Source organism: Sulfurospirillum sp. SCADC (assembly GCF_000743525.1).
Taxonomy (GTDB): domain Bacteria; phylum Campylobacterota; class Campylobacteria; order Campylobacterales; family Sulfurospirillaceae; genus Sulfurospirillum.
Genome location: NZ_JQGK01000018.1, coordinates 48,260 through 72,425, shown reverse-complemented (window position 1 = coordinate 72,425; position 24,166 = coordinate 48,260). Strand labels below are relative to the sequence as shown.

General features: G+C 41.7%; 24 protein-coding genes and 6 tRNA genes. 23 read left to right on the top strand and 7 right to left on the bottom strand.

The window, feature by feature from the left end:
* The first annotated feature begins 3 nt into the window (after nucleotides 1-3).
* The 15 genes from JU57_RS11695 to JU57_RS11625 all read left to right on the top strand — a co-directional run bounded on the left by JU57_RS11695 (nucleotide 4) and on the right by JU57_RS11625 (nucleotide 13,571).
* Complete coding sequence (locus JU57_RS11695) at nucleotides 4-297, top strand: nucleotidyltransferase (protein WP_037961267.1); 294 nt, start codon at nucleotides 4-6, stop codon at nucleotides 295-297.
* Nucleotides 290-643 (top strand): DUF86 domain-containing protein, encoded by a 354-nt coding sequence (locus tag JU57_RS11690; protein ID WP_037961264.1) that lies wholly within the window; start codon nucleotides 290-292, stop codon nucleotides 641-643. Before JU57_RS11695 ends, JU57_RS11690 begins: the two co-directional genes overlap by 8 nt.
* Before the next feature lie 142 nt (nucleotides 644-785).
* Nucleotides 786-2,114 (top strand): OprD family outer membrane porin, encoded by a 1,329-nt coding sequence (locus JU57_RS11685; RefSeq protein WP_037961262.1) that lies wholly within the window; start codon nucleotides 786-788, stop codon nucleotides 2,112-2,114.
* Between the two features lie 174 nt (nucleotides 2,115-2,288).
* Nucleotides 2,289-2,570 (top strand): type II toxin-antitoxin system Phd/YefM family antitoxin, encoded by a 282-nt coding sequence (locus JU57_RS11680; RefSeq protein WP_037961258.1) that lies wholly within the window; start codon nucleotides 2,289-2,291, stop codon nucleotides 2,568-2,570.
* On the top strand, nucleotides 2,557-2,880 hold the full coding sequence (locus tag JU57_RS11675) for a type II toxin-antitoxin system RelE/ParE family toxin (RefSeq protein ID WP_037961254.1): 324 nt from the start codon (nucleotides 2,557-2,559) through the stop codon (nucleotides 2,878-2,880). Before JU57_RS11680 ends, JU57_RS11675 begins: the two co-directional genes overlap by 14 nt.
* A 137-nt stretch (nucleotides 2,881-3,017) precedes the next feature.
* The gene (locus JU57_RS11670; RefSeq protein ID WP_037961251.1) at nucleotides 3,018-3,266 is read left to right on the top strand and encodes a type II toxin-antitoxin system prevent-host-death family antitoxin; all 249 of its coding nucleotides are present in this window, start codon (nucleotides 3,018-3,020) and stop codon (nucleotides 3,264-3,266) included.
* Entirely contained in the window at nucleotides 3,263-3,523 is a 261-nt protein-coding gene (locus tag JU57_RS11665; RefSeq protein WP_037961248.1) for a Txe/YoeB family addiction module toxin, read from the top strand. The genes JU57_RS11670 and JU57_RS11665 overlap by 4 nt, the downstream gene beginning before the upstream one ends.
* A gap of 127 nt (nucleotides 3,524-3,650) precedes the next feature.
* Nucleotides 3,651-4,925 (top strand): OprD family outer membrane porin, encoded by a 1,275-nt coding sequence (locus JU57_RS11660; protein ID WP_037961245.1) that lies wholly within the window; start codon nucleotides 3,651-3,653, stop codon nucleotides 4,923-4,925.
* Nucleotides 4,926-5,076: 151 nt separating this feature from the next.
* Entirely contained in the window at nucleotides 5,077-6,195 is a 1,119-nt protein-coding gene (locus JU57_RS11655) for an ABC transporter substrate-binding protein (RefSeq protein ID WP_037961242.1), read from the top strand.
* A 100-nt stretch (nucleotides 6,196-6,295) separates the two neighbouring features.
* The gene (locus JU57_RS11650; RefSeq protein WP_294877259.1) at nucleotides 6,296-7,192 is read left to right on the top strand and encodes a branched-chain amino acid ABC transporter permease; all 897 of its coding nucleotides are present in this window, start codon (nucleotides 6,296-6,298) and stop codon (nucleotides 7,190-7,192) included.
* 13 nt (nucleotides 7,193-7,205) lie between these two features.
* Nucleotides 7,206-8,234 carry a branched-chain amino acid ABC transporter permease gene (locus tag JU57_RS11645; RefSeq protein WP_037961317.1) on the top strand — a complete coding sequence of 343 codons (1,029 nt, stop codon included), beginning with the start codon at nucleotides 7,206-7,208 and terminating at the stop codon, nucleotides 8,232-8,234.
* On the top strand, nucleotides 8,231-8,998 hold the full coding sequence (locus tag JU57_RS11640) for an ABC transporter ATP-binding protein (RefSeq protein ID WP_037961239.1): 768 nt from the start codon (nucleotides 8,231-8,233) through the stop codon (nucleotides 8,996-8,998). The genes JU57_RS11645 and JU57_RS11640 overlap by 4 nt, the downstream gene beginning before the upstream one ends.
* The gene (locus JU57_RS11635) at nucleotides 8,991-9,686 is read left to right on the top strand and encodes an ABC transporter ATP-binding protein (RefSeq protein WP_037961236.1); all 696 of its coding nucleotides are present in this window, start codon (nucleotides 8,991-8,993) and stop codon (nucleotides 9,684-9,686) included. The genes JU57_RS11640 and JU57_RS11635 overlap by 8 nt, the downstream gene beginning before the upstream one ends.
* Before the next feature lie 218 nt (nucleotides 9,687-9,904).
* Complete coding sequence (gene ccsA, locus JU57_RS11630) at nucleotides 9,905-13,051, top strand: cytochrome c biogenesis protein CcsA (RefSeq protein WP_037961233.1); 3,147 nt, start codon at nucleotides 9,905-9,907, stop codon at nucleotides 13,049-13,051.
* Between the two features lie 76 nt (nucleotides 13,052-13,127).
* Nucleotides 13,128-13,571 (top strand): hypothetical protein, encoded by a 444-nt coding sequence (locus tag JU57_RS11625; RefSeq protein ID WP_037961231.1) that lies wholly within the window; start codon nucleotides 13,128-13,130, stop codon nucleotides 13,569-13,571.
* An 11-nt stretch (nucleotides 13,572-13,582) separates the two neighbouring features.
* On the opposite strand, the gene JU57_RS11620 is transcribed toward JU57_RS11625, so the two are convergent.
* The 7 genes from JU57_RS11620 to JU57_RS11590 all read right to left on the bottom strand — a co-directional run bounded on the left by JU57_RS11620 (nucleotide 13,583) and on the right by JU57_RS11590 (nucleotide 15,327).
* Nucleotides 13,583-13,657, bottom strand: a tRNA-Glu gene (locus JU57_RS11620).
* 25 nt (nucleotides 13,658-13,682) lie between these two features.
* Nucleotides 13,683-13,758: transfer RNA gene (locus JU57_RS11615), tRNA-Lys, on the bottom strand.
* Nucleotides 13,759-13,811: 53 nt separating this feature from the next.
* Nucleotides 13,812-13,888: transfer RNA gene (locus JU57_RS11610), tRNA-Asp, on the bottom strand.
* A gap of 7 nt (nucleotides 13,889-13,895) precedes the next feature.
* A tRNA-Val gene (locus JU57_RS11605) sits at nucleotides 13,896-13,971 on the bottom strand.
* A 28-nt stretch (nucleotides 13,972-13,999) separates the two neighbouring features.
* A tRNA-Glu gene (locus JU57_RS11600) sits at nucleotides 14,000-14,075 on the bottom strand.
* 13 nt (nucleotides 14,076-14,088) lie between these two features.
* Nucleotides 14,089-14,164: transfer RNA gene (locus JU57_RS11595), tRNA-Lys, on the bottom strand.
* A 68-nt stretch (nucleotides 14,165-14,232) separates the two neighbouring features.
* Nucleotides 14,233-15,327, bottom strand: coding sequence for a CinA family protein (locus JU57_RS11590; protein ID WP_037961228.1), 1,095 nt, complete (start codon nucleotides 15,325-15,327; stop codon nucleotides 14,233-14,235).
* Between the two features lie 227 nt (nucleotides 15,328-15,554).
* Between JU57_RS11590 and ileS the strand changes: the two genes are divergently transcribed.
* From ileS to JU57_RS11555, 8 genes are all read left to right on the top strand, one after another.
* Nucleotides 15,555-18,317: an isoleucine--tRNA ligase gene (ileS, locus tag JU57_RS11585; protein WP_037961226.1), complete on the top strand. Its 2,763-nt coding sequence runs from the start codon at nucleotides 15,555-15,557 to the stop codon at nucleotides 18,315-18,317.
* A complete protein-coding gene (locus JU57_RS14145) occupies nucleotides 18,310-18,438 on the top strand; it encodes a hypothetical protein (protein WP_294877253.1) in 129 nt (42 codons plus the stop codon). Before ileS ends, JU57_RS14145 begins: the two co-directional genes overlap by 8 nt.
* Nucleotides 18,435-19,793, top strand: a complete 1,359-nt coding sequence (gene gatA / locus JU57_RS11580) for an Asp-tRNA(Asn)/Glu-tRNA(Gln) amidotransferase subunit GatA (RefSeq protein ID WP_037961224.1) — start codon at nucleotides 18,435-18,437, stop codon at nucleotides 19,791-19,793. The genes JU57_RS14145 and gatA overlap by 4 nt, the downstream gene beginning before the upstream one ends.
* Nucleotides 19,794-19,802: 9 nt before the next feature.
* Nucleotides 19,803-21,251 (top strand): IMP dehydrogenase, encoded by a 1,449-nt coding sequence (gene guaB, locus JU57_RS11575; protein ID WP_037961222.1) that lies wholly within the window; start codon nucleotides 19,803-19,805, stop codon nucleotides 21,249-21,251.
* 125 nt (nucleotides 21,252-21,376) lie between these two features.
* Nucleotides 21,377-22,486: a homoserine O-acetyltransferase gene (locus tag JU57_RS11570; protein ID WP_037961219.1), complete on the top strand. Its 1,110-nt coding sequence runs from the start codon at nucleotides 21,377-21,379 to the stop codon at nucleotides 22,484-22,486.
* 22 nt (nucleotides 22,487-22,508) lie between these two features.
* A complete protein-coding gene (gene xseB, locus JU57_RS11565; protein ID WP_037961217.1) occupies nucleotides 22,509-22,712 on the top strand; it encodes an exodeoxyribonuclease VII small subunit in 204 nt (67 codons plus the stop codon).
* The gene (locus tag JU57_RS11560; protein ID WP_037961214.1) at nucleotides 22,709-23,500 is read left to right on the top strand and encodes a carbon-nitrogen hydrolase family protein; all 792 of its coding nucleotides are present in this window, start codon (nucleotides 22,709-22,711) and stop codon (nucleotides 23,498-23,500) included. Before xseB ends, JU57_RS11560 begins: the two co-directional genes overlap by 4 nt.
* Nucleotides 23,497-24,162: a ThiF family adenylyltransferase gene (locus JU57_RS11555; protein WP_037961314.1), complete on the top strand. Its 666-nt coding sequence runs from the start codon at nucleotides 23,497-23,499 to the stop codon at nucleotides 24,160-24,162. The genes JU57_RS11560 and JU57_RS11555 overlap by 4 nt, the downstream gene beginning before the upstream one ends.
* Nucleotides 24,163-24,166 lie beyond the last annotated feature (4 nt).

Here is a 24,166-nt window from a genome sequence, read left to right as displayed (position 1 = left end):
TGCGTGGATAAAAAAATAATCCTCGATTATTTAGCCAAAAATAAAGAGATTTTCAAAGAAAAATATGGTGTAACAAAAATTGGACTATTTGGTAGCTATGTAAGAAATGAACAACGTGATGATAGTGATATAGATATTGCTGTAGAAATGATAGAAGAGAAAAAAACGCTTCGCACATTTTTCGGCTTTAAACAAGAAATTGAGATGGCTTTTGGTAAAAAAGTAGATTTAGGTATTGAAAGTACACTTAAACCTATTGCAAAAGAGTATATTTTAAAAGAAATCATTTATGTCTAAAAGAGACTTACGGTTATTTATTTACGATATTAAAGAGTCTATTGAGGCGATTTTGTCCTATGTAGATGGAATAACTCTTGAAGTATTTATACATGATCGAAAGACTTACAGTGCAGTCATCCGTGAATTTGAAATCATTGGTGAAGCAACAAAACATTTACCAGAAAATTTAACACAACACTACAATGAAGTTGCATGGAGAGATGTTAAAGATTTTAGAAATCTTTTAATTCATGAGTATTTTGGTATTGACCATCGCATTGTTTGGAATACAATTTTATATGATTTACCAAAATTAAAATACAACATAGAACAAATAATTATCGAAACGCAACCAAAAAGTTAAAAGTTTAACCCTGACCCCATTTTACTTCATAACAATTTGATTACAAAATGCCACATCGTGTGACATTCTTTTAAGAATTTATTGTAATTTTTTATTTTTTGTGATAGACTTATTTCGCCTTTAAAAAATTCAAGGAGATAATATGAAATTAGCTAAACTTAGCTTGGCGGCTATCGTAGTCGCAGGTCTTGCATCTAGCTCTTTTGCGGCAAGTGAAACTCTTGCAGACGCATTTAAAAACGGTAAAGTAAACGGTGAATTAAGAGCATGGTATTTTGACAGAGATACTGGTACAACATCCGAAGACCTTTTTAGTACAGGTGTTATGCTTGGTTACGTTACTGATTCATTCTACGGGTTGAGTTTGGGACTAACAATGCAATCAAACTATGCACCAGATGCAGATACAACAGCAAAACAAATGTATGATGGTGATATGTATGGTTCAGGTGCGGTGCTTTCTGAAGCATATATCGCATACACAATTGGCAAAACAACTGCAAAAGTTGGTCGTCAATTTATCTCTACCCCATTGGTTAATGGTTCTGGTTCACGTATGATTAAAGAGTCCTTTGAAGGTGCATTACTCCTTAACACAGACTTACCACAAACAACATTGGCAGCAGGTTATGTTTCTAAATTCCAAGGACGAACATCTCAAGTGACTGGTGATGGATACCCAACTGCTGTTGATGGTGAAAGCGATATTCCTGACTTTTCAAAAAATGCACTATTCTATGGCGCAGGTAACTTCACATTTGATGGCGCTTACACTATCTTGGCTATCAATAAATCCATTCCAAACTTAACCATTACAGGTCAATACGCATTAATTAATGATGTAGCTGGAGCAACAGTTGGCGATACGGATGTTTGGGTTGCTGGATTGGGTTATGTTGTACCTATGAGCAACTTTAAAATCGGTTTAGATGGTGGGTATCAAGCATCTAAAACTGATAAATACAATGCTGCTGGTAATGCAGGCATTGGTTATGACGGTGGTATGTTCGGACTTCAAGCGTCAATCATTGATCTTGCGGGCTTTGGTCTAAAAACAGCGTATACATCCGTATCAAGTGACGACAATGTTATTCTTGGTATGGGTAATGGTGCTGGTGGTGCTGTTGCATTTACTGCTCCACTTATCGCTGGTGCAAGTAGAGTATCAACGGCTGATACGGATGCGTATAAAATCGAAGCATCTTATGATTTTACAAAAGTGGGCGTTGCTGGTTTAAAATTAATGGCTAACTATATCTCAATTTCTGCTGATGGTACTGTTACCGGCACCACTACTAAAGTAATTAGGTCAACAGATTGGACATATTGGGCAGGTCAAGTTGCTTATGATATCCCCGCAGTTAAAGGCTTGACATTATCTCTTGAATACGAAGATGCTAAACAAGAGCCAGATGGACTAGCATCAGTTAATAGCGATGAACTTAGATTCAGAGCTAACTACAAATTTTAATTTGTACGATTTTTAAATCGTAAGGAGTGGCACTTGCCACTCCTTTTTTTATCTTCTCTTATCGGGGTTATTCTAGTATTCTAGGGGTCGGAGCTAAACTTTTAACTTTTGCTAATTTAATACCAAATTAAGTCTTTATTTAATACCATATTCCTATGCTTGAAGGAGGGAATAATGTATTTAAGTCAAGATATTAAGCCAATAAGCTATCTCAAATCAAACACAGCACAGATTGTCAATAGCGTTACACAGACACAGCGAGCCATTTATATAACACAAAATGGTGAAGCGAAAGTAGTCGTTCAAGACATCAAATCATTTGAAAATACTCAAAATATGTTGACACTTCTTAAATTGCTTGTTCAAAGTGAAAATGATATAAATGACAGTAAAATCATCGAACAAGAAGGTATGTTTCTTTCCCTTGAAGCGAAGCTTTTTCATGAAGATGTATGAGGTTTATTGGACGCGTAGTGCACAAGGGGATTTAGAACAAATTGTTGAGTATATAAAGCTTGATAGTCTAGACCTTGCAAAAAAGGTATTTTTTGAAATCAAAGAGTCTTGCGATGCGTTGTATCATTTTCCAGAGCGGAAAAGGGTTGTACCCGAGCTAAGTCATATTGGGATCAGTCATTATCGAGAAGTTATCCATAAGCGATGGCGTATTATTTTTAAAATAGAGCAAAATGTTGTTTATGTTTTATTGGTAGCCGATAGCAGCCGAAATTTTGAAGATCTACTTTTACAACGCTTCCTTAAATAGTTCAAACGAACTTCCATAGAGCATTAAATGTTTACATGTAAACGTTTAAAGTTTAGCCTCCCCGATAAATTCACATTTTCTTGACAAATAAACTATCTTGTATTAAAATGCCAATATATTGTCAAAAGGAGCTTTGGATGCAAGCCATTTTTTATTCACAGGCTAGAAACAACTTAAGAAGTATTATAAGCAAAGCATGCACGGATTTTGATCAGTTTATCATTACAACAAAAGATAATCAGTCTGTTGTGCTCATGTCATACGATGAATACAGTGCCATCAAAGAAACAATGTACCTACTTTCTTCAAAAACTAATAGAGATAGGCTCTTGGATGCTGTTGAAGAGATTGAAGCTATGAAATTTACATGTAAAGAAATTGCATGATCATTGGTTTTGCCACAAAAGGATGGGAAGATTATCTTTATTGGCACGAAAATGATAAAAAAATTGTAAAACGTATCAATATACTTTTAGAAGATATTAAACGAAATCCATACGATAGTAATGGTATTGGAAAACCAGAACGGCTAAAAGGTGACTTGGAAAAATATCTTTCAAGGCGCATTACTGCAGAACATCGACTGGTTTATAAATTTTTGGATGATTTAATTATTGTGGCACAATGTAGATTTCATTATTAAAATCTTTCTAAACCTCTTTAATTTCTAAAAAGCTTACTATTTCATCACACATTTTATTTGACTTTATTACTTTTTTTTGTATACTTCTGATTGTAACCGAATGGTAACCAAAATTTAAGGAGAAAATATGAAATTAGCTAAACTTAGCTTGGCGGCTATCGTTGTTGCTGGACTCGCATCTAGCTCATTCGCAGCAGACACACTTGCTGATGCGTTTAAAAATGGTACAGTAAAGGGTGAGCTTAAAGCTTATTATTTCACAAGAGATAATGGTACTGACGATTCAGATATCTTTACAACAGGTGTTATGCTTGGCTATAAAACAGCATCATTCTATGGTTTTACTCTTGGATTAACGGCTCAAGGTAGTTCCTCTCCTTTTGCTGATTCCGATGCAAAAGGTGAGAATGGCAATACTGCAAATTTTGCAAGTGATATGTATGGTTCAGGCGCTGTGCTATCAGAGGCATATATTGCTTACAATATTGGTAAAACAACAGCTATGGTCGGACGTATGTTCTTAGATACTCCTCTTGTTGCTTCTTCTGGCAACCGTATAATTAAAGAAGCGTTTGAAGGCGCTGCAATCATCAACACAGATCTTCCAAACACTACATTAATCGCTGGTTATGTACAAAAATTCCAATCAAGAACTGATAGAGATGGCAATGTTGGTGAATTTACTAAAACATTCTCAACAAACTCTTCGGTTAATGCAGAACTTGATAATGGTGGATATACAGTTGCCGTTATCAATAAATCAATCACTGGTTTAACCTTAACAGGTGCATATGCGTATGCTGATGTATATGCAGCAGCAGGCGCAGTTGATGGTGGTGTAAATATCGGTTATGTTGAAGCATTGTACGAAGGAAAAGTTGGCGAGGTTGGCTTTACACTTGGTGCACAAGACTATTATAATAGTTTTGAAGATTCTACAACAGCTGATGATAGCATTAATTTATATGCATTTAAAGCTGGTTTAAGCTTTAAAGGTATCAACGGTACTGTGGCATACTCTCAAGTGAGTGATGATGCAGTAGCAGGTAATGCACTTATTTCTGGATTAGGTAATGGCGCTGATCTTCTTTATACTGACCCAGTTATTGCAATGAACGGTTACAACAGAGATACAAAATCATACCTTATTGACTTAAATTATGATATAACCGAAGCAGCAAACATTGGTGTACGTTACGTACTTGCTGATGGATATTTAGGTGCAACATCAAATCCAAAGACTGTTACATCAGATGAATACGAAGCTTCTTCTTCTGCGGTGTATGGTTCTTATAAATTTGCAGGCGCTCTTAAAGGATTTAGTCTTGGTGCTCAATATGAGAAACAAGATAAAGATGTTGATGGCGACGACCTTTGGGTTAAAGCTAACTACAAATTCTAATTCTTGCTTTCTAATAGCTCCACCTCTCTTTGAGGTGGAGTTTCTCTTCTAACTTATTTGCACATTTTTTATACAACAACTCCTTCACTTTACATTCAACCTTAAGTAACTTTCTTGTAATATATTTTCACAACTATACTAAGGAGTTTTCATGAAGAAACTAGCTCTGCTTGCTACCTCTGTTGCGCTTTTAGCATCGTCTTCTTTTGCAAAAGAGATCAGCGTAGGTGTTACGATGTCTATGAGTGGACCGCTTGCGGCATACGGACAAACTGCGTATGAAGGTATTGAGTTTGCAAATGCTTTGCAGCCCAAACTTAAAAATGGAGATACCATTAAATTGGTCCTCATCGATACCAAAGGTGATAAAGTAGAATCTGCGAATGCGGCGACACGATTGATCAGTTCTGACAAAGTTGTGGGGATCATTGGTGAACTTACCAGCACCAATACCGCTCAAGTCATGGCAATTGCTGAGAAAAAACAGATCCCTGTTATCTCTCCTGTTGCAACCAATGATAAACTTACGGAGCAAAAAGAGTTTGCAAACCGTGTTTGTTTTACGGACTCTTTCCAAGGCGCTGTTGTTGCTAACTATGCAACCAAAGATCTTAAATTGAAAACAGCGGTTGTGGTTGTTGATCAAGCGCAAGTTTACTCTCTTGGTCTTGCAAAAGCTTTTGTGGATGCGTTTACAAAAGCAGGTGGTAAAGTGGTAAAAGAGATCAAAGTAAGCTCAGGTGATAAAGACTTTAAAGCCGTTGTTTCTCAAATCAAAGCTGCCAATCCTGACATGTTATTCCTCCCAATGTATCACCCTGAAGTTTCGATGATCGCGCGTCAAGCAAAACAAATTGGTTTGGTTAAACCAATGTTTTCAGGCGATGGCGTTGCCAATCAAACCTTTATTGACCTAGGTGGCGACGCCGTTGAAGGTTACATGTTTACAGACTTCTTTGATTATGCTGCGCCTCCAACACAGCGTTCAAAAGATTTTATTGCTGCGTATGCTCAAAAAACTGGCAAACAAGAGGTTAACTCTTTTGTAGCGCTTGGTGCCGATGCGTATAACGTTATGCTTGATGCGATGAATCGTTGTGCCAATCCAGAAGATAGCATTTGTATCAACAAAGAGATCAAAGCGACAGCGAACTTTGAAGGTGTGTCTGGTGTTATCAACATGGATAAAACCGGTAACTCTACACGTTCAGCGGTTATCAAAGTCGTTCAAAATGGCAAAGCCGTTTACAAAGCAACGGTTAATCCATAAATTCTTTTCTCTCTTTACATGTAAACGTGTAAAGAGAGATTTTAGAGCAATTTCCACCCGTAAACGTGGGCATTGCTCTAAAATATTTTAGGAGATCTATTTGGATTTAACAATGTTTATGCAACAAATGGTCAATGGCTTTAGCCTTGGCAGTATGTATGCGCTGATTGCCATTGGTTATACGATGGTTTATGGAGTATTAAGACTCATTAACTTCGCGCATGGCGATATTATGATGGTGGGTGGCTTTTTAGGGTATTTTGGTATTGCTGTACTAGGGCTTCCTTTTGGCGCAGCTGTCATTTTGGCGATAGTTGGTTCAGCACTTTTAGGTATGGCGAGCGATCGCATTGCGTATCGACCCTTACGAAGTGCTCCTAAAATTTCACTTTTAATTACCGCTATTGGTGTCAGCTTCTTTCTTGAAAATGCGTTTAACGTCTTTTTTGGTGGTGTTCCTAGAGCATTTCCGGTACCTGCATATTTGGAAGAAGTCGTTGATTTTATGGGCTTAACGATGCCTGTTTCGGCGATTATTGTGCCTATTATCACCGCATTTTTACTGGCAATTATTTTATGGGTTTTGTTCAAAACAAAATATGGCATGGCGATTCGTGCCCTTGCATTTGATGTCGGAACGGTCAATTTGATGGGCATTGATGCCAATCGTATCATCACCCTTGTTTTTGGTATAGGATCAGCGCTTGCCGCTGTTGGCGGTATCTTTTGGGCGGTGAATTACCCTTCCGTTGAGCCGATGATGGGTGTGCTTGTGGGGCTCAAAGCGTTTGCCGCTGCGGTTGTTGGAGGTATTGGTAGTGTTGGAGGTGCTGTCCTTGGCGGTTTGATCATTGGTTTTACGGAAGTCGTTGTGATTGCGTTCTTCCCAGAACTCGGTGGTTACAAAGATGCCTTTGCGTTTATTTTCCTGATCTTAATCCTTCTCTTTAAGCCCACCGGTATTTTGGGCATTGATTTTGAAAAAAGTAGGTTTTAAGATGAATACACTTATGCTAAAAAAAGAACAGTGGCTCAAAATTTCATTTGTTGCCATTACTGTCTGGTTTATCTGGTTTTCAAATTCTCATTTTGATGAATACACGATTCGAATTTTAAATAATATCGCTATTTTTATTATCTTGGCGGTAAGTTACAATCTGATCAATGGCGTTACCGGTCAGTTTTCCTTGGAGCCCAATGGTTTTGTTGCTATCGGTGCGTATGTCGCAGCGCTTTTGTTGACGAGCCCTGAAGCAAAACAGTACCAATACGCGATTGTCGATCCTTATCCGTTTGTTTTAACCCTGCATGCGAATTTTGTGGTAGCGCTTCTTTTAGGAGGTGCTTTTGCCGCAACCCTAGCAGCGTGTCTCTCATTTCCTGTGTTTCGCGTACGGGGCGATTATCTTGCTATCGTGACGCTTGGCTTTGGATTTATTATCAAAATTCTAGCGATTAACGTGCCTGAAGTGACCAATGGTTCTTTGGGTATCAATGACATTCCTGAGTTTTCGAATCTTTACTGGACGGGTGGCATCGCGATGATTGCGGTCATTGTCGTGCTGAACATCATCAATTCCAAATTTGGTCGCGCGATGAAAGCGGTTAGAGATGACGAAGATGCTGCGACTGCGATGGGGGTGAATACCTTTAAAGCTAAAACACTTGCCTTTTGTACGAGTGCTTTTTTTGAAGGCGTGGGTGGTGGACTTTTAGCGGCACTTTTGACAAGCATTTCTCCCGATCTTTTCGACTTTTTCTTTACGTTCCAACTGCTCATCATCATCGTTTTGGGTGGTCTTGGCAGTACAACAGGTGCCATTATTGGTACGGTGCTTGTTATGGGAGGTAGTGAGTGGATGCGCTTCTTGGATGAGCCGATGAACCTCTTAGGGTACGAAACAACGGCAATGCCTGGTATGCGTATGGTTGTCTTCTCGCTTGGGCTTATTTTGATTATGCTTTTTGCGCGCGAGGGTGTTATGGGAAAACGTGAGTTGACCGACCTGTTGAAATGGCGTAGAAAGGGTGGCAAATGATCTTAAAAATTGACAATGTCACGAAAAATTTTGGTGGCGTTACAGCCATCAAAGAGACCAGTTTTAGTGTAGCACCTAAAGAGATTTTTGGACTTATTGGCCCTAATGGCGCAGGTAAAACCACGATGTTTAACATCATTACGGGCAATTATGTCCCAACATCGGGTGAAGTGATTTTTAGAAACGAAGCGATTAGTGGGCTTAAGCCTCACCATATTGTGCGCAAAGGCATCGCGCGAACCTTTCAAAATATCAGGCTTTTTTCAAGCATGAGTGTTTTAGACAATATTTTGATTGGGTTTGATTTCCAAGCACGGTATGGATTTTTAGAATCTATTGTCCGTTTTCCTCGTTTTATCACCGAAGAGAGACGTATTAAAGCGCGTGCAATGGAAATTTTGGACTATTTTGGTATGAGCGCACTGGCGCATGAAAAAGCGGTCGATCTAAGCTACGGACAACAACGCAAAGTAGAAATCGCGCGCGCCCTTGCGACCAATCCAGACCTTTTATTGCTTGATGAACCAGCCGCAGGCATGAACCCTTCTGAAACGGAAGAGCTAGGGGAGATCATCAAAAAAGCACGTGTTGATTTTGATTTGACGGTTCTTTTAATCGAACACGACATGAAATTTGTCAACCAACTGTGCGACAAAGTTTTAGTGCTTGATTATGGTAAAACAATTTTTGAGGGCAAACCCGCTGATGCGATTCAAGACCCTGAAGTGATCGCAGCGTATTTAGGAGATTTTCATAATGATTAATGTTAAAAATTTACATGTCTATTATGGACTGATCGAGGCTGTGAAAGGGATTGATTTTGAGGTGAAAGAGGGGCAGATTGTTTCGTTGATTGGCTCTAATGGTGCGGGTAAAAGCTCAACGCTCAAAGCTCTTTTAAACAGCGTGAAAAAAACGGGCGACATTAATTTTTTAGGCTACGACACGCGTAATCATAAAACGCATACGCTGGTGCAACATGGTCTTTCCTTGGTACCTGAGGGGCGTAAAATTTTCATCAACTTAACGGTTGAAGAAAACCTCCGTATGGGTGCGTTCAATAATGATGAAAACTACGAACACTTGCGCGATACGATGTATGAGCTTTTCCCTCGCATCAAAGACAAGCGTTATCAGCTTGCAGGAACGATGAGTGGTGGCGAGCAACAGATGCTTGCAATCTCAAGGGCACTTATGGGTGAACCTAAACTGTTAATGTTGGATGAGCCGAGTCTTGGACTTGCGCCAAAGATCGTTGGGGAAGTGTTTGAGATTATTATGCGATTACGAGCTGAAGGCATTACGATTCTGTTGGTCGAACAAAATGCCTTTGCTGCGCTTAAAATTTCAGACTATGCGTATGTGCTTGAAAACGGTAAAATTGTGATGAATGGCATTGCGAAAGAGATGATCGGCGATGATACGATTCGTAAAAAATACCTCGGTGGATAAGCTAAAACTGCTTTACATGTAAGCCTCTAAATCTTAGAGGTTTCCTTCTCAATAAGACTTTTCATATTTAATATTGTTATGTAAGGAAAGTCTTATGATTTATAAATTATTTACTCTAAAAAGGTACCATAATCACCAGACTTCTTTCATCGCGTTTCGTCGCCATGCACGTTAAAAACACGATGAAAGAAGTCTTATTTTCCAGCCGAGGGAGTTTTATGGATTTTGTATTGAAGCAGGTTTTTTCGATGAAGTCAGCGATCATTCTTTTACTGTTTTTTGGACTTTTTAGTGGTGTTGCGACGTTTATTGAAAATGATTTTGGTGTCGAAACCAGTTGGGCACTGATTTATACCTCTTGGTGGTTTGAGTTACTTCAAGTCTCCTTATGTGTCATTCTCATCTACAATATAATCCGATATAAAATGTATACCCTTGACAAGCTTCCTTCCTTTCTTTTCCATCTCAGTTTTATTTTTATCCTCATAGGCTCAGGCGTTACACGTTACTTTGGCTTTGAAGGATCTTTACATGTAAGAAATGGAATGCTGGAAAATAAGGTTATCTCTAGCGATGCGTTTATTCAAGCCAGTGCTCTTAAAGAGGGAAAAACGTACAGTTATGCCAAGCCTCAACTGATTTCACGCATTGGTGGGAATCGATTTTCGTTTGCCTTTGATGTGGGCGGCGATCAAGCGGTTGTAAAATTTAAAGAGTATCTGCCCAATGCAACGGCAAAAGTTGTGGATGATCCTCAGGGGGTACCAATGATTTCGATGATGCTCAGTGGTTATGGCGAAAGCTTGAGCGTTGTGCTCAAAGAGGGCGAAACCTACGAAACCAGTGAATATCTATTTAGTTTCAATGCCAAACCGGTGCAAAGTACCAAAGAGATCATCGCGTTTAGCTTAGAAGAGGGCAAATTTTACTTCTCCACAAAATCGAAAATCGCATGGTTCAAAATGGTTGAAAACAAACGGGGCGAATATGCAGCCGATACCAAAGAGGAGTTCATCACAGGGCAGCTTTATACCATCGGTAATGTCAATTTCGCCCCACGCTACATCGGCTTAAAAGGGAAAGAAAAAGTCATTGAAGATAAAACACCTATGGCAAAAGGTACTGCGACATCTGCGATCATCGTCGATGTCAGCTTCAAAGGCGAAACCAAAGAGGTTGCTCTGTTTGGTCACGGAAAAGGAAGCCAGGGTGCCCCAACCAAAGAGATGATCGCAGGTGTGCCTTTTATCTTTGAATGGGGTTCACAAATCTTTGAACTTCCCTTTGACATCAAACTCAATGAATTTCAACTTGATCGCTACCCTGGTTCCATGTCTCCGATGTCCTATGCCAGTGAAGTTGAAGTGGTGGACACAGAAAAAGGGGTACACATGCCTTTTCGTATCTACATGAACCATGTACTCGATTACCGTGGCTTTCGTTTCTTCCAAAGCTCGTACGATACCGATGAAAAAGGAACCATTTTGTCTGTCAATAACGATCCTGGAAAACTCCCAACCTATTTTGGCTATTTTCTCTTATCTCTTGGTCTTTTTTCCAACCTGCTCAATCCAAAAAGCCGTTTTCGTAAACTAGCAACCATGGTGCAAAGAGATATGACGAAGATGAAATCGCTTTTTTTAGCACTTTTCCTAGGGCTTTCGTTGATGCACAGCAGTGGGTTACAGGCGGCTACGACGTATACAACAGAAGATTACATCGCTTTTTTAAAACAGTACGATGTCAAACATGCCGATCAATTTGGAAGGCTGTTGGTTCAAAGTGCCGATGGAAGAATCAAACCTATCGATACAGTTTCCACGGAGCTTTTAAATAAAATTTATGGTGGATCAACCTTTCAGGGCATGAGTGCCAATCAAGTAGCGCTCAGTATGATGAGTTCACCTGCGGAGTGGCAAAGTCTGCCGATTATTAAAGTGTTTCATCCTGAGCTTAAAAAAATCATTGGCATTGCTGAAAATCAAAAATACGCCTCATTCAATGACTTTTTTGAAAAAGAGGGCGATCATGCTTTTAAACTCACCAAATACTCAGAAGAGGCGAATCGTAAAAAACCAGCCCTTCGCAATCAGTTCGATAAAGACATCCTTAAAGTAGACGAACGCGTTAACATCTGCTATATGGTCTATACGGGTGAAGTGTTTAAAATGATTCCCAAACAAAATGACCTCTCCAAACGCTGGTTTGCACCTCAAGAAGCGGTGATGAATTTCTCCAAACAAGAGGGCGATGAAGTCAGAGCGCTTCTTGGTGGCTATTTTGAAGCGATCAGTGAAGGATTGGAAAAAAGCAGTTGGGAAAGTGCCAATAAAGCACTTGAAAAGTTGCAGTCCTACCAAGAGCAGTATGGCTCTGAAATTATTCCCAATGAGAGTCGCATTAAAGCAGAAATTTTCTTTAACCATGCGAAGATTTTTGAGCGTTTGACTCCGGTGTATCTTTTAAGCGGTTTAGTCTTACTCTGTTTTATCTTTGCTAAAATGCTTAAACCAACTCTACGTATTGGGACAGTGACACAAATAGTTTTTGCCATCAATTTTATGGCATTTTTAACGCACACAGGAGGATTAGGACTTAGATGGTATATCTCAACGCACGCACCATGGAGTGATGGCTATGAGTCTATGATCTACATTGCGTGGGCGTTAGCACTCTCAGGTATTTTCTTCTCGCGCCAATCGGTTGTCTCTCTAGCCCTAACATCGATTCTAACGGGTGTGACGCTTTTTGTAGCACACTTGAGTTGGATGGATCCTCAAATTACGAATCTTGTACCTGTTTTAAAATCCTATTGGCTTAATATCCACGTTTCAGTGATTACGGCAAGTTACGGTTTCTTTGGATTGTGTGCTATTTTAGGCCTGTTTACGTTAATTCTTTTTATTTTGCGTGACAAAAAAACATCGAAACGTAACGAAGAGATTGATCGCAATATTGTTGAAGCAACACGCATTAATGAAATGGCGATGATTTTAGGTTTAAGCCTTCTGACTGTGGGCAACTTTTTAGGCGGCGTTTGGGCGAATGAGTCTTGGGGTAGATATTGGGGTTGGGATCCAAAAGAGACGTGGGCATTGGTCTCAATTTTGATTTATGCGGCCGTTGTGCATTTTAGATTTGTGCCTAAGCTTAGCACCCCTTTTGCGTTTGCAGTGGCATCAACCGTTGCCTTTTCTTCGATCATTATGACCTATTTTGGTGTGAACTTTTACCTCTCAGGCATGCACTCGTACGCCGCAGGTGACCCGATTCCTATTCCACCGTTTGTCTACTACACGATTGTCATCGTAAGCCTTGTTATTGCCTTTGCCTATCCTAAACGTGATATGAGAAAAACAGCGTAAACGAAAAGAGGGGAGGAACTTTTCCCCTCTTTCTAAGTTGTGCTATAATAGGCAAAAATTTAAGAGGCTCTCCTTCATGCAAGAGAATTATCTCATTATCACGGTTGTGGTTGTTATTGCTATCGTCTTAATCTCTCTTTTTATTCTTGTCTCCAATATGCAAAAAACAGTGATTATTGAAGTATCCCATACCCCGGAACAGGAAGAAAAAGAGCGAAAAATTGCTATTGAAGCGCTGATTGATATTGCCGCTAAACGCACCACAACGCGCAATGAGCTTACCAGTGCTATTTTAAAAGCAGCCAAAGAGTGCCCTTTTCCGCTCAAAGAAAAAGGCATAGCTCCTAAAGTTGCGAAAATCTATCTTAATTTTGTTTTATTAGTAGCCAGCCATCACAATGCAGATGCAAAACTCATTGCTTTTATGGATGAAGAGCTTAAAAAAGCCAATCCTGAGTATAAACATGAAATTGATGTGTATGAAAATGAAGGAATAAACCAAAGAGGTAATAGAGTTTAATCTAGGGAAAATGGCGACCCCAGGGGGACTTGAACCCCCGTTCCCGCCTTGAGAGGGCGGTGTCCTAACCACTAGACGATGGGGTCGCACAAGTGTGTTTGTTTAGGACAATGGTGACCCGTGATGGATTCGAACCATCGACCACCTCCTTAAAAGGGAGATGCTCTACCGACTGAGCTAACGAGTCATGCTCAGGCAGTTTCATAACAAATGAGAAAATGCTGAGGGAAAAATAGATCGTGGCGCGGCGGACGGGGCTCGAACCCGCGACCCCCGGCGTGACAGGCCGATATTCTAACCAACTGAACTACCGCCGCGCATAAATGGTGGTCGCTATAAGACTCGAACTTATGACATCCACCTTGTAAGGGTGGCGCTCTACCAACTGAGCTAAGCGACCATCTGGGACACTAAAGAAGAAATATATATGGCGACCCCAAGGGGATTTGAACCCCTGTAACCGCCGTGAAAGGGCGGGATCCTGGACCACTAGACGATGGGGTCGCACAGATAAAAGTGGTGACCCGTGATGGATTCGAACCATCGACCACCTCCTTAAAAGGGAGATGCTCTACCGACTGAGCTAACGAGTCGTTCACCGTTCTTCTCGTAATGAGGCTGAAATTATAGAGAAAAAAATTTCATTTGTCAAGGCATTTTTTCACTTTTTAAAAAAATACTCTCCTACATGTAAAAGCAACTTTAAAGCATGATAGGCACTTTGCGTTTGAATGTACTCTCGATCACCTTCTAAGAGAAGCCGCTCAATAAGTACATCGCCCTTTTTGTTACGCGCTCCAACATAAACAGTGCCCACAGGTTTTTCAATGCTGCCTCCCGTAGGACCAGCTACGCCACTGGTGGCAATTGCGTAATCAGAAAGACTCGCATTGAGCACGCCTTCTAGCATTTCACGCACGCACAGTTCACTTACGGCTCCAAACTGATCGATTGTTTCGGGGCTGACACCGAGCCATGACTCTTTAATTTCATTGGAGTAGGTCACAAGCCCACCTTTAAAAACAGCCGAAACGCCTGAACGTTTGGTAAGCATGGAAGCAATCAATCCTCCCGTACAACTCTCAGCAATGCTGAGTGTCTGTCCTTCGCTTTCCAAACATTGTGCGATGTGCATGATGACGTCTGGGTGGTTGATGACTTTTTGAGGCAGAAGTGCTTTGACGGCTTTAAAGAAACTCTCCAAATTGCCGTATTTGTTGGAGATTGCTTCAACATTGATCCAGCCATCGATAATAGTGGTCGGGGTGATGCGAATTTCATAGTTTTGAGCCAGCGGTTCGACGAGAATTTTGAGGGAATCTTCATCAATGTTGATAATCGAAAAAAGTGCCGAAGCATTGCTGTTTTGAATCAGAAGTGGTGGTAATTGTCTGTTTTCACGTGCTTTGACCACATTAATGTGTTTGCCAGATCGGTCTAAAAGGTAGCTATTGTCTTCGAAACGAACCGCTTTGGAAGGAATGAGCATGCCACCTTTGAGTTCCAAAGACTCTTCACCCAGTGTTGCGATGACCTTATTAACCAAATTGAAGCTGTCGTTGGAGGTGACAATGACGATTTCATCGGCATGCGCAATAGACTCTTCGAGGACAAAAAAGAGGTCCTTATCATTTTTATCGATGTAGACGGTTTGATCGGGAAGATCAAGATGTTTGGTAATAGTGGCATGAATGTAATTTAAAAATGGCAGATTGTATCGCAATGCTTTTCCCACAACGATCAAAGAGCTTTTCATAAGAGTACCTTTTTGATTTTGATGACGTCAAAAAAGTAAAACTCTTTTGACTTACGTTAGCCACTAGGGCGCTAAAGCTTGCCAACGCCGTTGGCAGAGCAAAACTTTGAGTCATAACGTATCGCACATTATACCGTAAGTGCTTCTTAAATCGTTTTTAGATAAACTTGCCTCATTTTAGAGAGCTTACATGTAAAGAGTTGTAGCTTCCAAGGAGAGATAAATAGATGGACTATAAAGAGACCTTGCTTCTTCCTCAGACCGATTTTCCAATGCGCGGAAACCTCCCTCAAAACGAGCCTGCACGCTATGCTAAGTGGTTTTCCAAAGAAGAGAGCGCTTATGCAAAAATGATTCAAAACAGAGAAAATGCCCCCATGACATTTATTCTTCACGATGGCCCCCCGTATGCCAACGGGCACATTCACATCGGACATGCACTCAATAAAATTCTTAAAGATGTGATCGTTAAAACCCACTATTTTTTTGGTGAAAAAGTACGTTATGTTCCGGGTTGGGATTGCCATGGTTTACCGATTGAGCAACAGGTCGAAAAAAATCTTGGAAAAGAGAAAAAAGACGCACTGCCAAAGAGTAAAATTCGCGAATTGTGTCGTGAACATGCGCGCAAATTTATTGATATTCAACGTGAAGAGTTTAAATCTTTAGGCGTCATTGGCGATTGGGACAATCCGTATATGACGATGAAATTTAAATTTGAAGCGGACATCTACCGTGCATTGTGCGGTGTTGCAGACAAAGGACTTTTGGTTGAGCGCAGTAAACCCGTTTACTGGTCATGGGCGGCGCGTAGTGCTTTAGCCGAAGCCGAAGTGGAGTACGAAGACAAAGAAGATTACTCCATCTTCGTAGCCTTTGCACTTACACCTGAAGCGAAAGCCAAACTTGACATTAGCACGGATGCTTCGGTCATTATCTGGACGACTACGCCTTGGACACTGCCTGCAAACGTGGGAATTGCCTTTAGTCCCGAAGAAAACTATGTGCTGACCAGTGACGGTTATATCGTGGCTGAGCCTTTACATGTAAAGCTTCTAGAGCAAGGTGTGGTGAAAGGCGAAATCGTTAAGACGTTTAAAGCTAGCGTGCTTGAAAACAGCTTTGCAATCAATCCACTTAATGGTCGTCAATCCCAATTCGTTTTAGGCGAACATGTCACAATGGATGGCGGCAGTGGCTGTGTTCATACGGCTCCTGGGCATGGCGATGAAGACTACAAAGTAGGGCTTCGTTACGGTTTGGAAGTGATTATGCCTGTGGATGAGCGCGGTTGCTACGATGAAACCGTGGTTCGTTTAGGACTACTTCCAGATGCGGAAAGTTTTGTAGGCGAGCATATTTTTAAATGCAACGAACGTATTTTAGAGCTTTTAGGCGATAGACTTTTAAAATGCTCCAAATTCACCCACTCGTATCCGTTTTGTTGGAGAACGCATCAGCCGGTTATTTACCGTGCAACCAAACAGTGGTTTGTCGCGATGGATGAAGCTATTGGTGGACGTGAGAGCCTTCGTAAAATGGCGATGGACGAGCTGGGAAAGGTTCGTTTCTACCCAAAATCAGGCATCAACCGTTTAGGTTCGATGATCGAAAATCGCCCTGATTGGTGTATCTCTCGTCAACGTGACTGGGGTGTTCCTATCGCCTTTTTTAGAGATAAAACAACGGGTAAACCGATCTTTGATACGAACGTTGTGACGCATATTGCGAACATCTTTGAAGAAAAAGGTGCGGATGCGTGGTGGGATTTGGAGATTGAAGATCTTTTGGTTGAAAATAGCGGTTATAAGCCTGAAAACCTTGAAAAAGTCATGGACATCTTGGATGTCTGGTTTGACAGTGGAAGTACGTGGAAAGCGGTGCTTCAGTCACCTGATTACGACGCAGGTGATTACCCAGCGTCGATGTACTTGGAAGGAAGCGATCAACACCGCGGTTGGTTCCAAAGCTCACTGTTAGTCAGTACCGCCAATAACGGCATTGCACCGTACGGTAAAATCTTAACGCACGGATTTACGGTCGATGAGAAGGGTGAAAAAATGAGCAAATCCAAGGGCAATGTGGTTGCTCCGACTGATATTGCGAAAAGCCATGGCGTCGAGATTTTGCGTCTTTGGGTTGGAACCAGTGAATACACCACCGATCTTAAAATCAGCGATAACATCTTAAAACAGATCAGCGAGCAGTACCGTAAAATTCGTAATACGTTCCGATTTTTATTGGCAAATATCAACGATTTAGAGACGATTTTGCCGTACGATCAGATGGGCGTACTTGATCAATGGATTTTAGTGCATGCCAAAGCGGTTTTTGATGAGGCGCAGGGGTATTTTAGAGAGTATGAATTCTCCAAAGGATTTGCACTTTTGAACCATTTTATTGCGGTGGAGCTCAGCGGTATTTACCTCGATATTTCCAAAGATAGACTCTATTGTAACGCTAAAAATGACACGATTCGCCTCTCAGCGCAGAGTGCAATGGCGCTTATTGCGGAGAAATTGATGGTGCTGATGGCACCAACGTTGACCTATACGATTGATGAGATGATGGAGTACGCACCTGCCATTTTAAAACAAAAAGGTGAGAGTGTGTTTGATCTTGTGTATGAATCACTTCCTGCAATGACAACGGCGTTTGATGAAGCGTATATGGTCGAAGCGCGTGAGAAATTCTTTGAGATTGTTGATGCACTGAAAAAAGAGAAAATCATCAAATCAACTCTAGAGTTAGTCATTCAAACCACATCTGCAAAAATTGCGACACTCGAAAAAGTGGACGCGGAAGATTGGTTTACGGTCAGTAAAGTGATTGAGCACAACGAAGAGGGCGAAATGGGTCTGTTTGAAGTAGCAGGCGATACATTTAAAATCCTTAAAGCAACGAAGTGCAAATGCCCACGTTGTTGGAAATACCGATCGAAAAGCGAAGAAGAGCTGTGCCATCGATGTCACGAGGCACTCAATGGTTGATTTGAGCGCTCCTGTGGAGCTTAGCTTTGTTTTCACAACCATTGGTGCGATTTTTGCGGTCATTGGCGTGTGTGTTTATCTGATCAATCAAAGAACGAAAAAGTTAAAGGATCACCATTGATTACGTTGAAAGAGGCATTAGGTCTCCCTGCGGAAGCCATTGCTGAGATACGCGAAGATTTAAAAAAAGCGATTGAAGCGAAAAAAGAGCTGGGTGCGTACATTGAACAGCTTACATGTAAACCGATCAGTGAGTGCGGTTCTGGCATTCCGATTGCGATTAAAGACAATATTCAAGTGAATGGTTGGGAAGTGACGAGCGGTTCGAACATCCTGCAAGGCTATGTTGCCCCTTACAACGCGACCGTCATCGATAACATGCTTCGTCATGGACTCTCTCCCTTTGGTCGTACCAATATGGACGAGTTTGCGATGGGAAGCTCCACCGAATCCTCATTTTATGGTAAAACGCTCAACCCTCACAATTCCAAATGCGTTCCAGGCGGCAGCAGTGGTGGCAGTGCCGCTGCGGTTGCAGGTGGTATCGCCATTGCAGCGCTTGGCAGTGACACGGGTGGAAGTATTCGCCAACCAGCGGCTTTTTGTGGCTGTGTGGGACTTAAACCCACCTATGGAAAAGTGAGTCGCTACGGTTTGGGTGCCTATTCAAGCTCCTTAGACCAGATTGGACCAATTACGCAAAACGTTGAAGATGCGGCGATTTTGTATGACATTATCGCAGGGCATGAAGCTAAAGACTCTACGAGTGCCACTATAGCGCATCAAAGTGTGGCAGATAAGCTCAATGCGGATCGTAAAATGACGATTGCCGTCATCGAAAATTATTTGAACGAAGCCAGTCCTGAAGTGCGTGAACGCATGATGGATGGTATTCGTGCGCTTGAAAAAGTGGGTCATAAAATTATCTATCGCAATTTCATCAATAACAAATATGACATCGCGGCGTATTATGTGATTGCTACCGCAGAAGCGAGTGCGAACTTGAGCCGTTACGATGGTGTGCGTTATGGTAACCGTGGAAGCAATGAAAACCTGAAAGAGATGTTTATTCAAAGTCGAAGTCTTGGGTTTGGCGAAGAGGTTAAGCGAAGAATTTTACTGGGGACGTTTGTTTTAAGCAGTGGTTATTACGATGCGTATTACATCAAAGCACAAAAGGCGCGCCATTTTATCAAGGCGCAGTATGAGGCGATTTTTAAAGAGGCAGATCTGATTTTTATGCCAGTCACACCAACCACTGCCTTCGAGTTTGGTTCAAAAGCGGATCCGTTGGAGATGTATTTGAGTGATATTTACACGATTTCACTCAATCTTGCAGGACTTCCAGGTATTTCAGTTCCTCTTGGAAACGATAGTAAAGGGCTACCTGTTGGTGGTCAATTGATCGCTCAAGCGTACGGTGAGCAAGCACTCTTAGATGGGGCGCTGAGCTTAGAGAGAGAATTAGGGTTATAAGGACACACCATGAAAATTAGAAAAAGAGCATTGACATTTGAAGACGTATTATTGGTTCCAAAATATTCAGAGATTTTGCCCAAAGAGGTCGATATTAAAACAAAACTAACGAAAAATATCACTCTCAATATCCCTCTTGTCTCCGCGGCAATGGATACGGTAACGGAACACCGTGCAGCAATTATGATGGCGCGTCTTGGGGGTATTGGTATTATTCACAAAAATATGGACATCGACTCTCAGGTGCGCGAGATCAGACGGGTTAAAAAAAGTGAGAGTGGCATCATCATCGATCCTGTCTCCATTAAAGCAACCGCTACGCTTAAAGAAGCGCTTAGCATTATGTCAGAGTACCGCATTTCAGGCGTTCCTGTCATTGATGATAATGATACACTCATTGGTATCTTAACCAATCGTGACCTTCGTTTTGAAAATGACTACAGCAAAAACGTCGAAGAGTTGATGACGAAGATGCCTCTGATTACCGTCAAAAAAGGAACGACCTTGGATGACGCTGAGGCGATTTTCAGAACCAATAAAGTGGAAAAACTTCCTATCGTCGATGAAAACAATAAACTAGCAGGTCTTATTACGATCAAAGATCTTAAAAAACGTCAAGAGTATCCGCATGCGAACAAAGATAGTTTTGGAAGACTTCGTGTCGGTGCTGCCATTGGTGTCGGTCAGCTAGAGCGTGCGCGTGCTTTAGAAGAGGCAGGTGTCGATGTCTTGGTGCTTGATTCGGCACATGGGCATTCCAAAGGGATTATTGATACGGTTAAACTGATTAAACAAGAGCTTAAAGTGGATATTATTGCGGGAAATATCGCAACCTCCGAAGCGGCTGAAGCCTTAGTGGCTGCGGGTGTGGACGGTATTAAAGTAGGCATTGGACCTGGAAGCATTTGTACAACGCGTATTGTCTCAGGCGTGGGTGTGCCTCAGATTTCTGCGATTGAAGAGTGTGCCGAAGTGGGTAAAAAACACGGTGTTCCCGTCATTGCTGATGGCGGTATCAAATATTCTGGCGATTTTGCTAAAGCGTTAGCCGCAGGTGCGCAAAGCGTTATGGTCGGAAGTCTGCTTGCTGGAACCGATGAGAGTCCAGGTGAATTTATCACGTATCAAGGACGTCAATACAAAACGTATCGCGGTATGGGAAGCATTGGCGCAATGACCAAAGGAAGCAGCGATCGTTATTTCCAAGAGGGAACGGCGGCGGATAAACTAGTCCCCGAGGGCATTGAAGGACGCGTGCCTCATGCGGGTTCGATTCGCGATGTCATTTTCCAAATGGTCGGCGGCCTCCGATCTTCTATGGGATATGTGGGTGCGCGTGATATTCTTGATTACCAAGAGAAAGCGGAATTTGTTGAAATTACGAGTGCGGGTCTTAAAGAGAGCCACGTGCATGATGTTATCATCACCCACGAAGCACCTAATTACAGAGTGAACTAAGCATTATATGTTTTACATGTAAAAAATATTCTGTCTCGAAAGAGACAAGCTTCAGTGCCACAGCGGCAAGCGTAGGTTTTTGGGGCAAAACCCAAAAACCGTGGTAAAAAGTAAGAAGGAATGGTGTGAAAATTCAAACGACCGTTGCCCATTTTGATGAACCGCTCTATTTGGAGAGTGGGCGTATCTTAGAAACCTACGATCTCAAGTATGAGATGTACGGTGAAATGAACGAGACCAAAAGCAATGTCATCGTGGTTTTTCATGCCCTTACGGGAAGTTACCATGCGGCAGGTCGTTATGAAGGCGAGACCAAAGCAGGGTGGTGGGATCCGCTCATTGGGGATAGCAAGATCATTGATACGACGAAGTTTTGCGTCATCTGTGTCAACATTTTGGGAAGCTGTTTTGGCTCCACGGGTCCCATGAGTATCAATCCTAAAACCAAAGAGCCATTGCGTCTGAAATTTCCTGTTTTAACGATCAGCGATATGGTCAGAGCGCAAATGAACCTTTTTGCACGCCTTGGCATTAAAGAGGCGTATGCGATCATTGGGGGTTCACTAGGTGGGATGCAAGGGCTTTGTATGTCCATTGAGTATCCTGATTTTGCCAAACGGGTGATTTTGCTTGCGACCACGTATGCAACAGGTCCTTGGGCGATTGCGTGGAATAAAATCGCGATAGAGGGCATCGTCAATGACCCGCGGTTTAAAAATGGCAATTACGACGCCTCTGATTTTGAAGAAGAGGGACTGCTGAGCTTTGCGATTGGTCGCATGGCGGGGCATATTAGCTTTTTAAGTCCTTATTCGATGAACAAAAAATTTGGGCGTAATTACGTTGAAACGGACGGTTTGTACGAGCTTTTTGGGCGTTTTCAAGTCGAACGTTACATGGAGTACAACGGTTACAGCTTTGCCAAGCGGTTTGATCCACTCAGTTACCTTTACATCATCAAAGCGATGAATATTTTTGATGCGACGCGTAATTATGACTCGTTGGAAGATTCGATCAAGCATATCAAAGCCAAACTGACCCTGATTTCGTTTCAAGGCGATTGCCTGTTTATGCCCGAAGAGATGGCGTTGATTAAGACAACGCTGGAAAATATGGGACGAGCTGACCGTGTCGATTATGTCTGCATCGATAGCCAATATGGGCATGATGCCTTTTTGGTTGAGTATGATAAATTTGATTTTTACATTAAAAAAGCACTGGAATCAAAAGTTTAGTGCACCTAAAAGGTTGAGTAAAATGGCAGAAAAAGAGCAAAGTTTTGAAGCAAAACTTGAGAGTGCAAAAACAATTTTAGAGAACCTTTCCAACCCTGAACTCTCCTTAGAAGAGGGGATGAAAAAGTACCAAGAAGGGATCGCCATTCTTAAAGAGGCGACCAAAATGCTCGAAGAGGCAAAGTTGACCTATACGAAATTGCAAGAGAAGGAAGTGTTGGCATGAAAATAGCGGCATTGCAACTCAGCACGCTTCCGATGAGTGAGGCGAAACTCGATTACTATTTTCGTATCTGCAAGCAAAAAGAGGTTGAAGTTGTTTTAATCAGCGAATACGCACTCAACAGCTTTTTTAAAGAGCTAGAGAGCATGCCACTTTCGATGATCAAAGAGCAGTCTAACCATAAAATCGAGGTTTTAAAAAAATTGTGTGCCGAGTATGATTTGCATGTTATCGCGCCGATTGTGAACATCAAAGGGGAGTTTTGCTACAAAAGCAACGCCCATTTTTCTCCCAAATCGGTACATTTTTTCGATCAGCAATTTTTGATTAATTATAAACACTGGAATGAAGAGAAGTTTTTTGCCAATGCGGTCTCTAAATACACCTTACCGATCTTTTTATTGAATGGCATTCGCTTTGGAATCGTGAGCGGTTATGAGCTTCATTTTGACACCGTTTGGATGGAAGTGATGAAGAAAAATGTGGATGTCGTACTCACGCCGACCTCTTCGACGTTTGACTCCGCATCCCGTTGGGAAGAACTTTTAAAAATGCGCGCGATGCTGAACAACGTTTACATCTTGCGCGCGAACCGTGTGGGAAGTTATAAAGACGAAGAGACGTGGCAGTTTTACGGCAAAAGTAGCTTGATTTCACCGTTTGGTGATGTGGAGTTAACGCTTGGCGATAAAGAAGAGATGCTGGTCGCGACTCTTGAAAAAGAGAGTCTTGTCGAAGCACGCAAACTGTGGGGATGGAAAAAACAGGTGAGCAGAAGAGAAAACGCATGATGCACTATTTCCACAGACAAGTTCAGCTGTGGGGAGAAGAGACACAGCAAAATTTACAAGCAAAAAAGATCGTGATCATCGGTTGCGGTGGGCTTGGAAGCTCTTTAGCGTATGCGCTAGGAAGCTCAGGCATTGGTGAGATTCACTTGGTTGATTTTGATGAGGTGAGTCTGCATAACATCCACCGCCAGATCGCGTTTAAACTAGGCGATGAAGGAAAACTCAAAGCGAGTGTGGTCAAAGAGAGCATCGAAAGCCGTTGCCCTTATGTCAACGTTCAGGCGCATATTGGTCGTTTGGAAGCGTTTACATGTAAAGGTATTGACGTCGATCTCATCATCGATGCGACCGATAATTTGCCAACACGCTCTCTCATTGATCTGTACGCCAAAGAGGTGAAAACCCCATGGCTTTACGGCTCCGTCGAAGCGTTTAACGGACAAGTCTGTTTTTTTGAGAAGAGTAGTTTTAAAGCGTTTCAGATCAGCAATAAAACACCTGCTGGCATTGCTGCACCGATTGTGATGCACATTGCTTCATTGCAAGCCAATTTGGCGCTTCGTTATCTAGCAGGCTTAAGCGTGAAAAAAGATCTGCTGTATTATCTGTATATCAATGAAGAGGGTGAACTTATCACCCAAAAATTTGGCATGCCCTACTAAAAAA

Excerpts from the sequence above, each read along its gene's own strand:
- JU57_RS11665 (WP_037961248.1), top strand. The coding sequence starts at position 3,263 with ATGATCATTGGTTTTGCCACAAAAGGATGGGAAGATTATCTTTATTGG.
- JU57_RS11640 (WP_037961239.1), top strand. The coding sequence starts at position 8,231 with ATGATCTTAAAAATTGACAATGTCACGAAAAATTTTGGTGGCGTTACA.
- JU57_RS11655 (WP_037961242.1), top strand. The coding sequence starts at position 5,077 with ATGAAGAAACTAGCTCTGCTTGCTACCTCTGTTGCGCTTTTAGCATCG.
- JU57_RS11680 (WP_037961258.1), top strand. The coding sequence starts at position 2,289 with ATGTATTTAAGTCAAGATATTAAGCCAATAAGCTATCTCAAATCAAAC.
- JU57_RS11645 (WP_037961317.1), top strand. The coding sequence starts at position 7,206 with ATGCTAAAAAAAGAACAGTGGCTCAAAATTTCATTTGTTGCCATTACT.
- JU57_RS11590 (WP_037961228.1), bottom strand. The coding sequence starts at position 15,327 with ATGAAAAGCTCTTTGATCGTTGTGGGAAAAGCATTGCGATACAATCTG.
- JU57_RS11560 (WP_037961214.1), top strand. The coding sequence starts at position 22,709 with ATGAAAATAGCGGCATTGCAACTCAGCACGCTTCCGATGAGTGAGGCG.
- JU57_RS11675 (WP_037961254.1), top strand. The coding sequence starts at position 2,557 with ATGAAGATGTATGAGGTTTATTGGACGCGTAGTGCACAAGGGGATTTA.
- JU57_RS11670 (WP_037961251.1), top strand. The coding sequence starts at position 3,018 with ATGCAAGCCATTTTTTATTCACAGGCTAGAAACAACTTAAGAAGTATT.
- JU57_RS11635 (WP_037961236.1), top strand. The coding sequence starts at position 8,991 with ATGATTAATGTTAAAAATTTACATGTCTATTATGGACTGATCGAGGCT.
- JU57_RS14145 (WP_294877253.1), top strand. The coding sequence starts at position 18,310 with ATGGTTGATTTGAGCGCTCCTGTGGAGCTTAGCTTTGTTTTCACAACC.
- JU57_RS11685 (WP_037961262.1), top strand. The coding sequence starts at position 786 with ATGAAATTAGCTAAACTTAGCTTGGCGGCTATCGTAGTCGCAGGTCTT.
- xseB (WP_037961217.1), top strand. The coding sequence starts at position 22,509 with ATGGCAGAAAAAGAGCAAAGTTTTGAAGCAAAACTTGAGAGTGCAAAA.
- JU57_RS11690 (WP_037961264.1), top strand. The coding sequence starts at position 290 with ATGTCTAAAAGAGACTTACGGTTATTTATTTACGATATTAAAGAGTCT.
- ccsA (WP_037961233.1), top strand. The coding sequence starts at position 9,905 with ATGGATTTTGTATTGAAGCAGGTTTTTTCGATGAAGTCAGCGATCATT.
- JU57_RS11625 (WP_037961231.1), top strand. The coding sequence starts at position 13,128 with ATGCAAGAGAATTATCTCATTATCACGGTTGTGGTTGTTATTGCTATC.
- ileS (WP_037961226.1), top strand. The coding sequence starts at position 15,555 with ATGGACTATAAAGAGACCTTGCTTCTTCCTCAGACCGATTTTCCAATG.
- JU57_RS11660 (WP_037961245.1), top strand. The coding sequence starts at position 3,651 with ATGAAATTAGCTAAACTTAGCTTGGCGGCTATCGTTGTTGCTGGACTC.
- JU57_RS11555 (WP_037961314.1), top strand. The coding sequence starts at position 23,497 with ATGATGCACTATTTCCACAGACAAGTTCAGCTGTGGGGAGAAGAGACA.
- guaB (WP_037961222.1), top strand. The coding sequence starts at position 19,803 with ATGAAAATTAGAAAAAGAGCATTGACATTTGAAGACGTATTATTGGTT.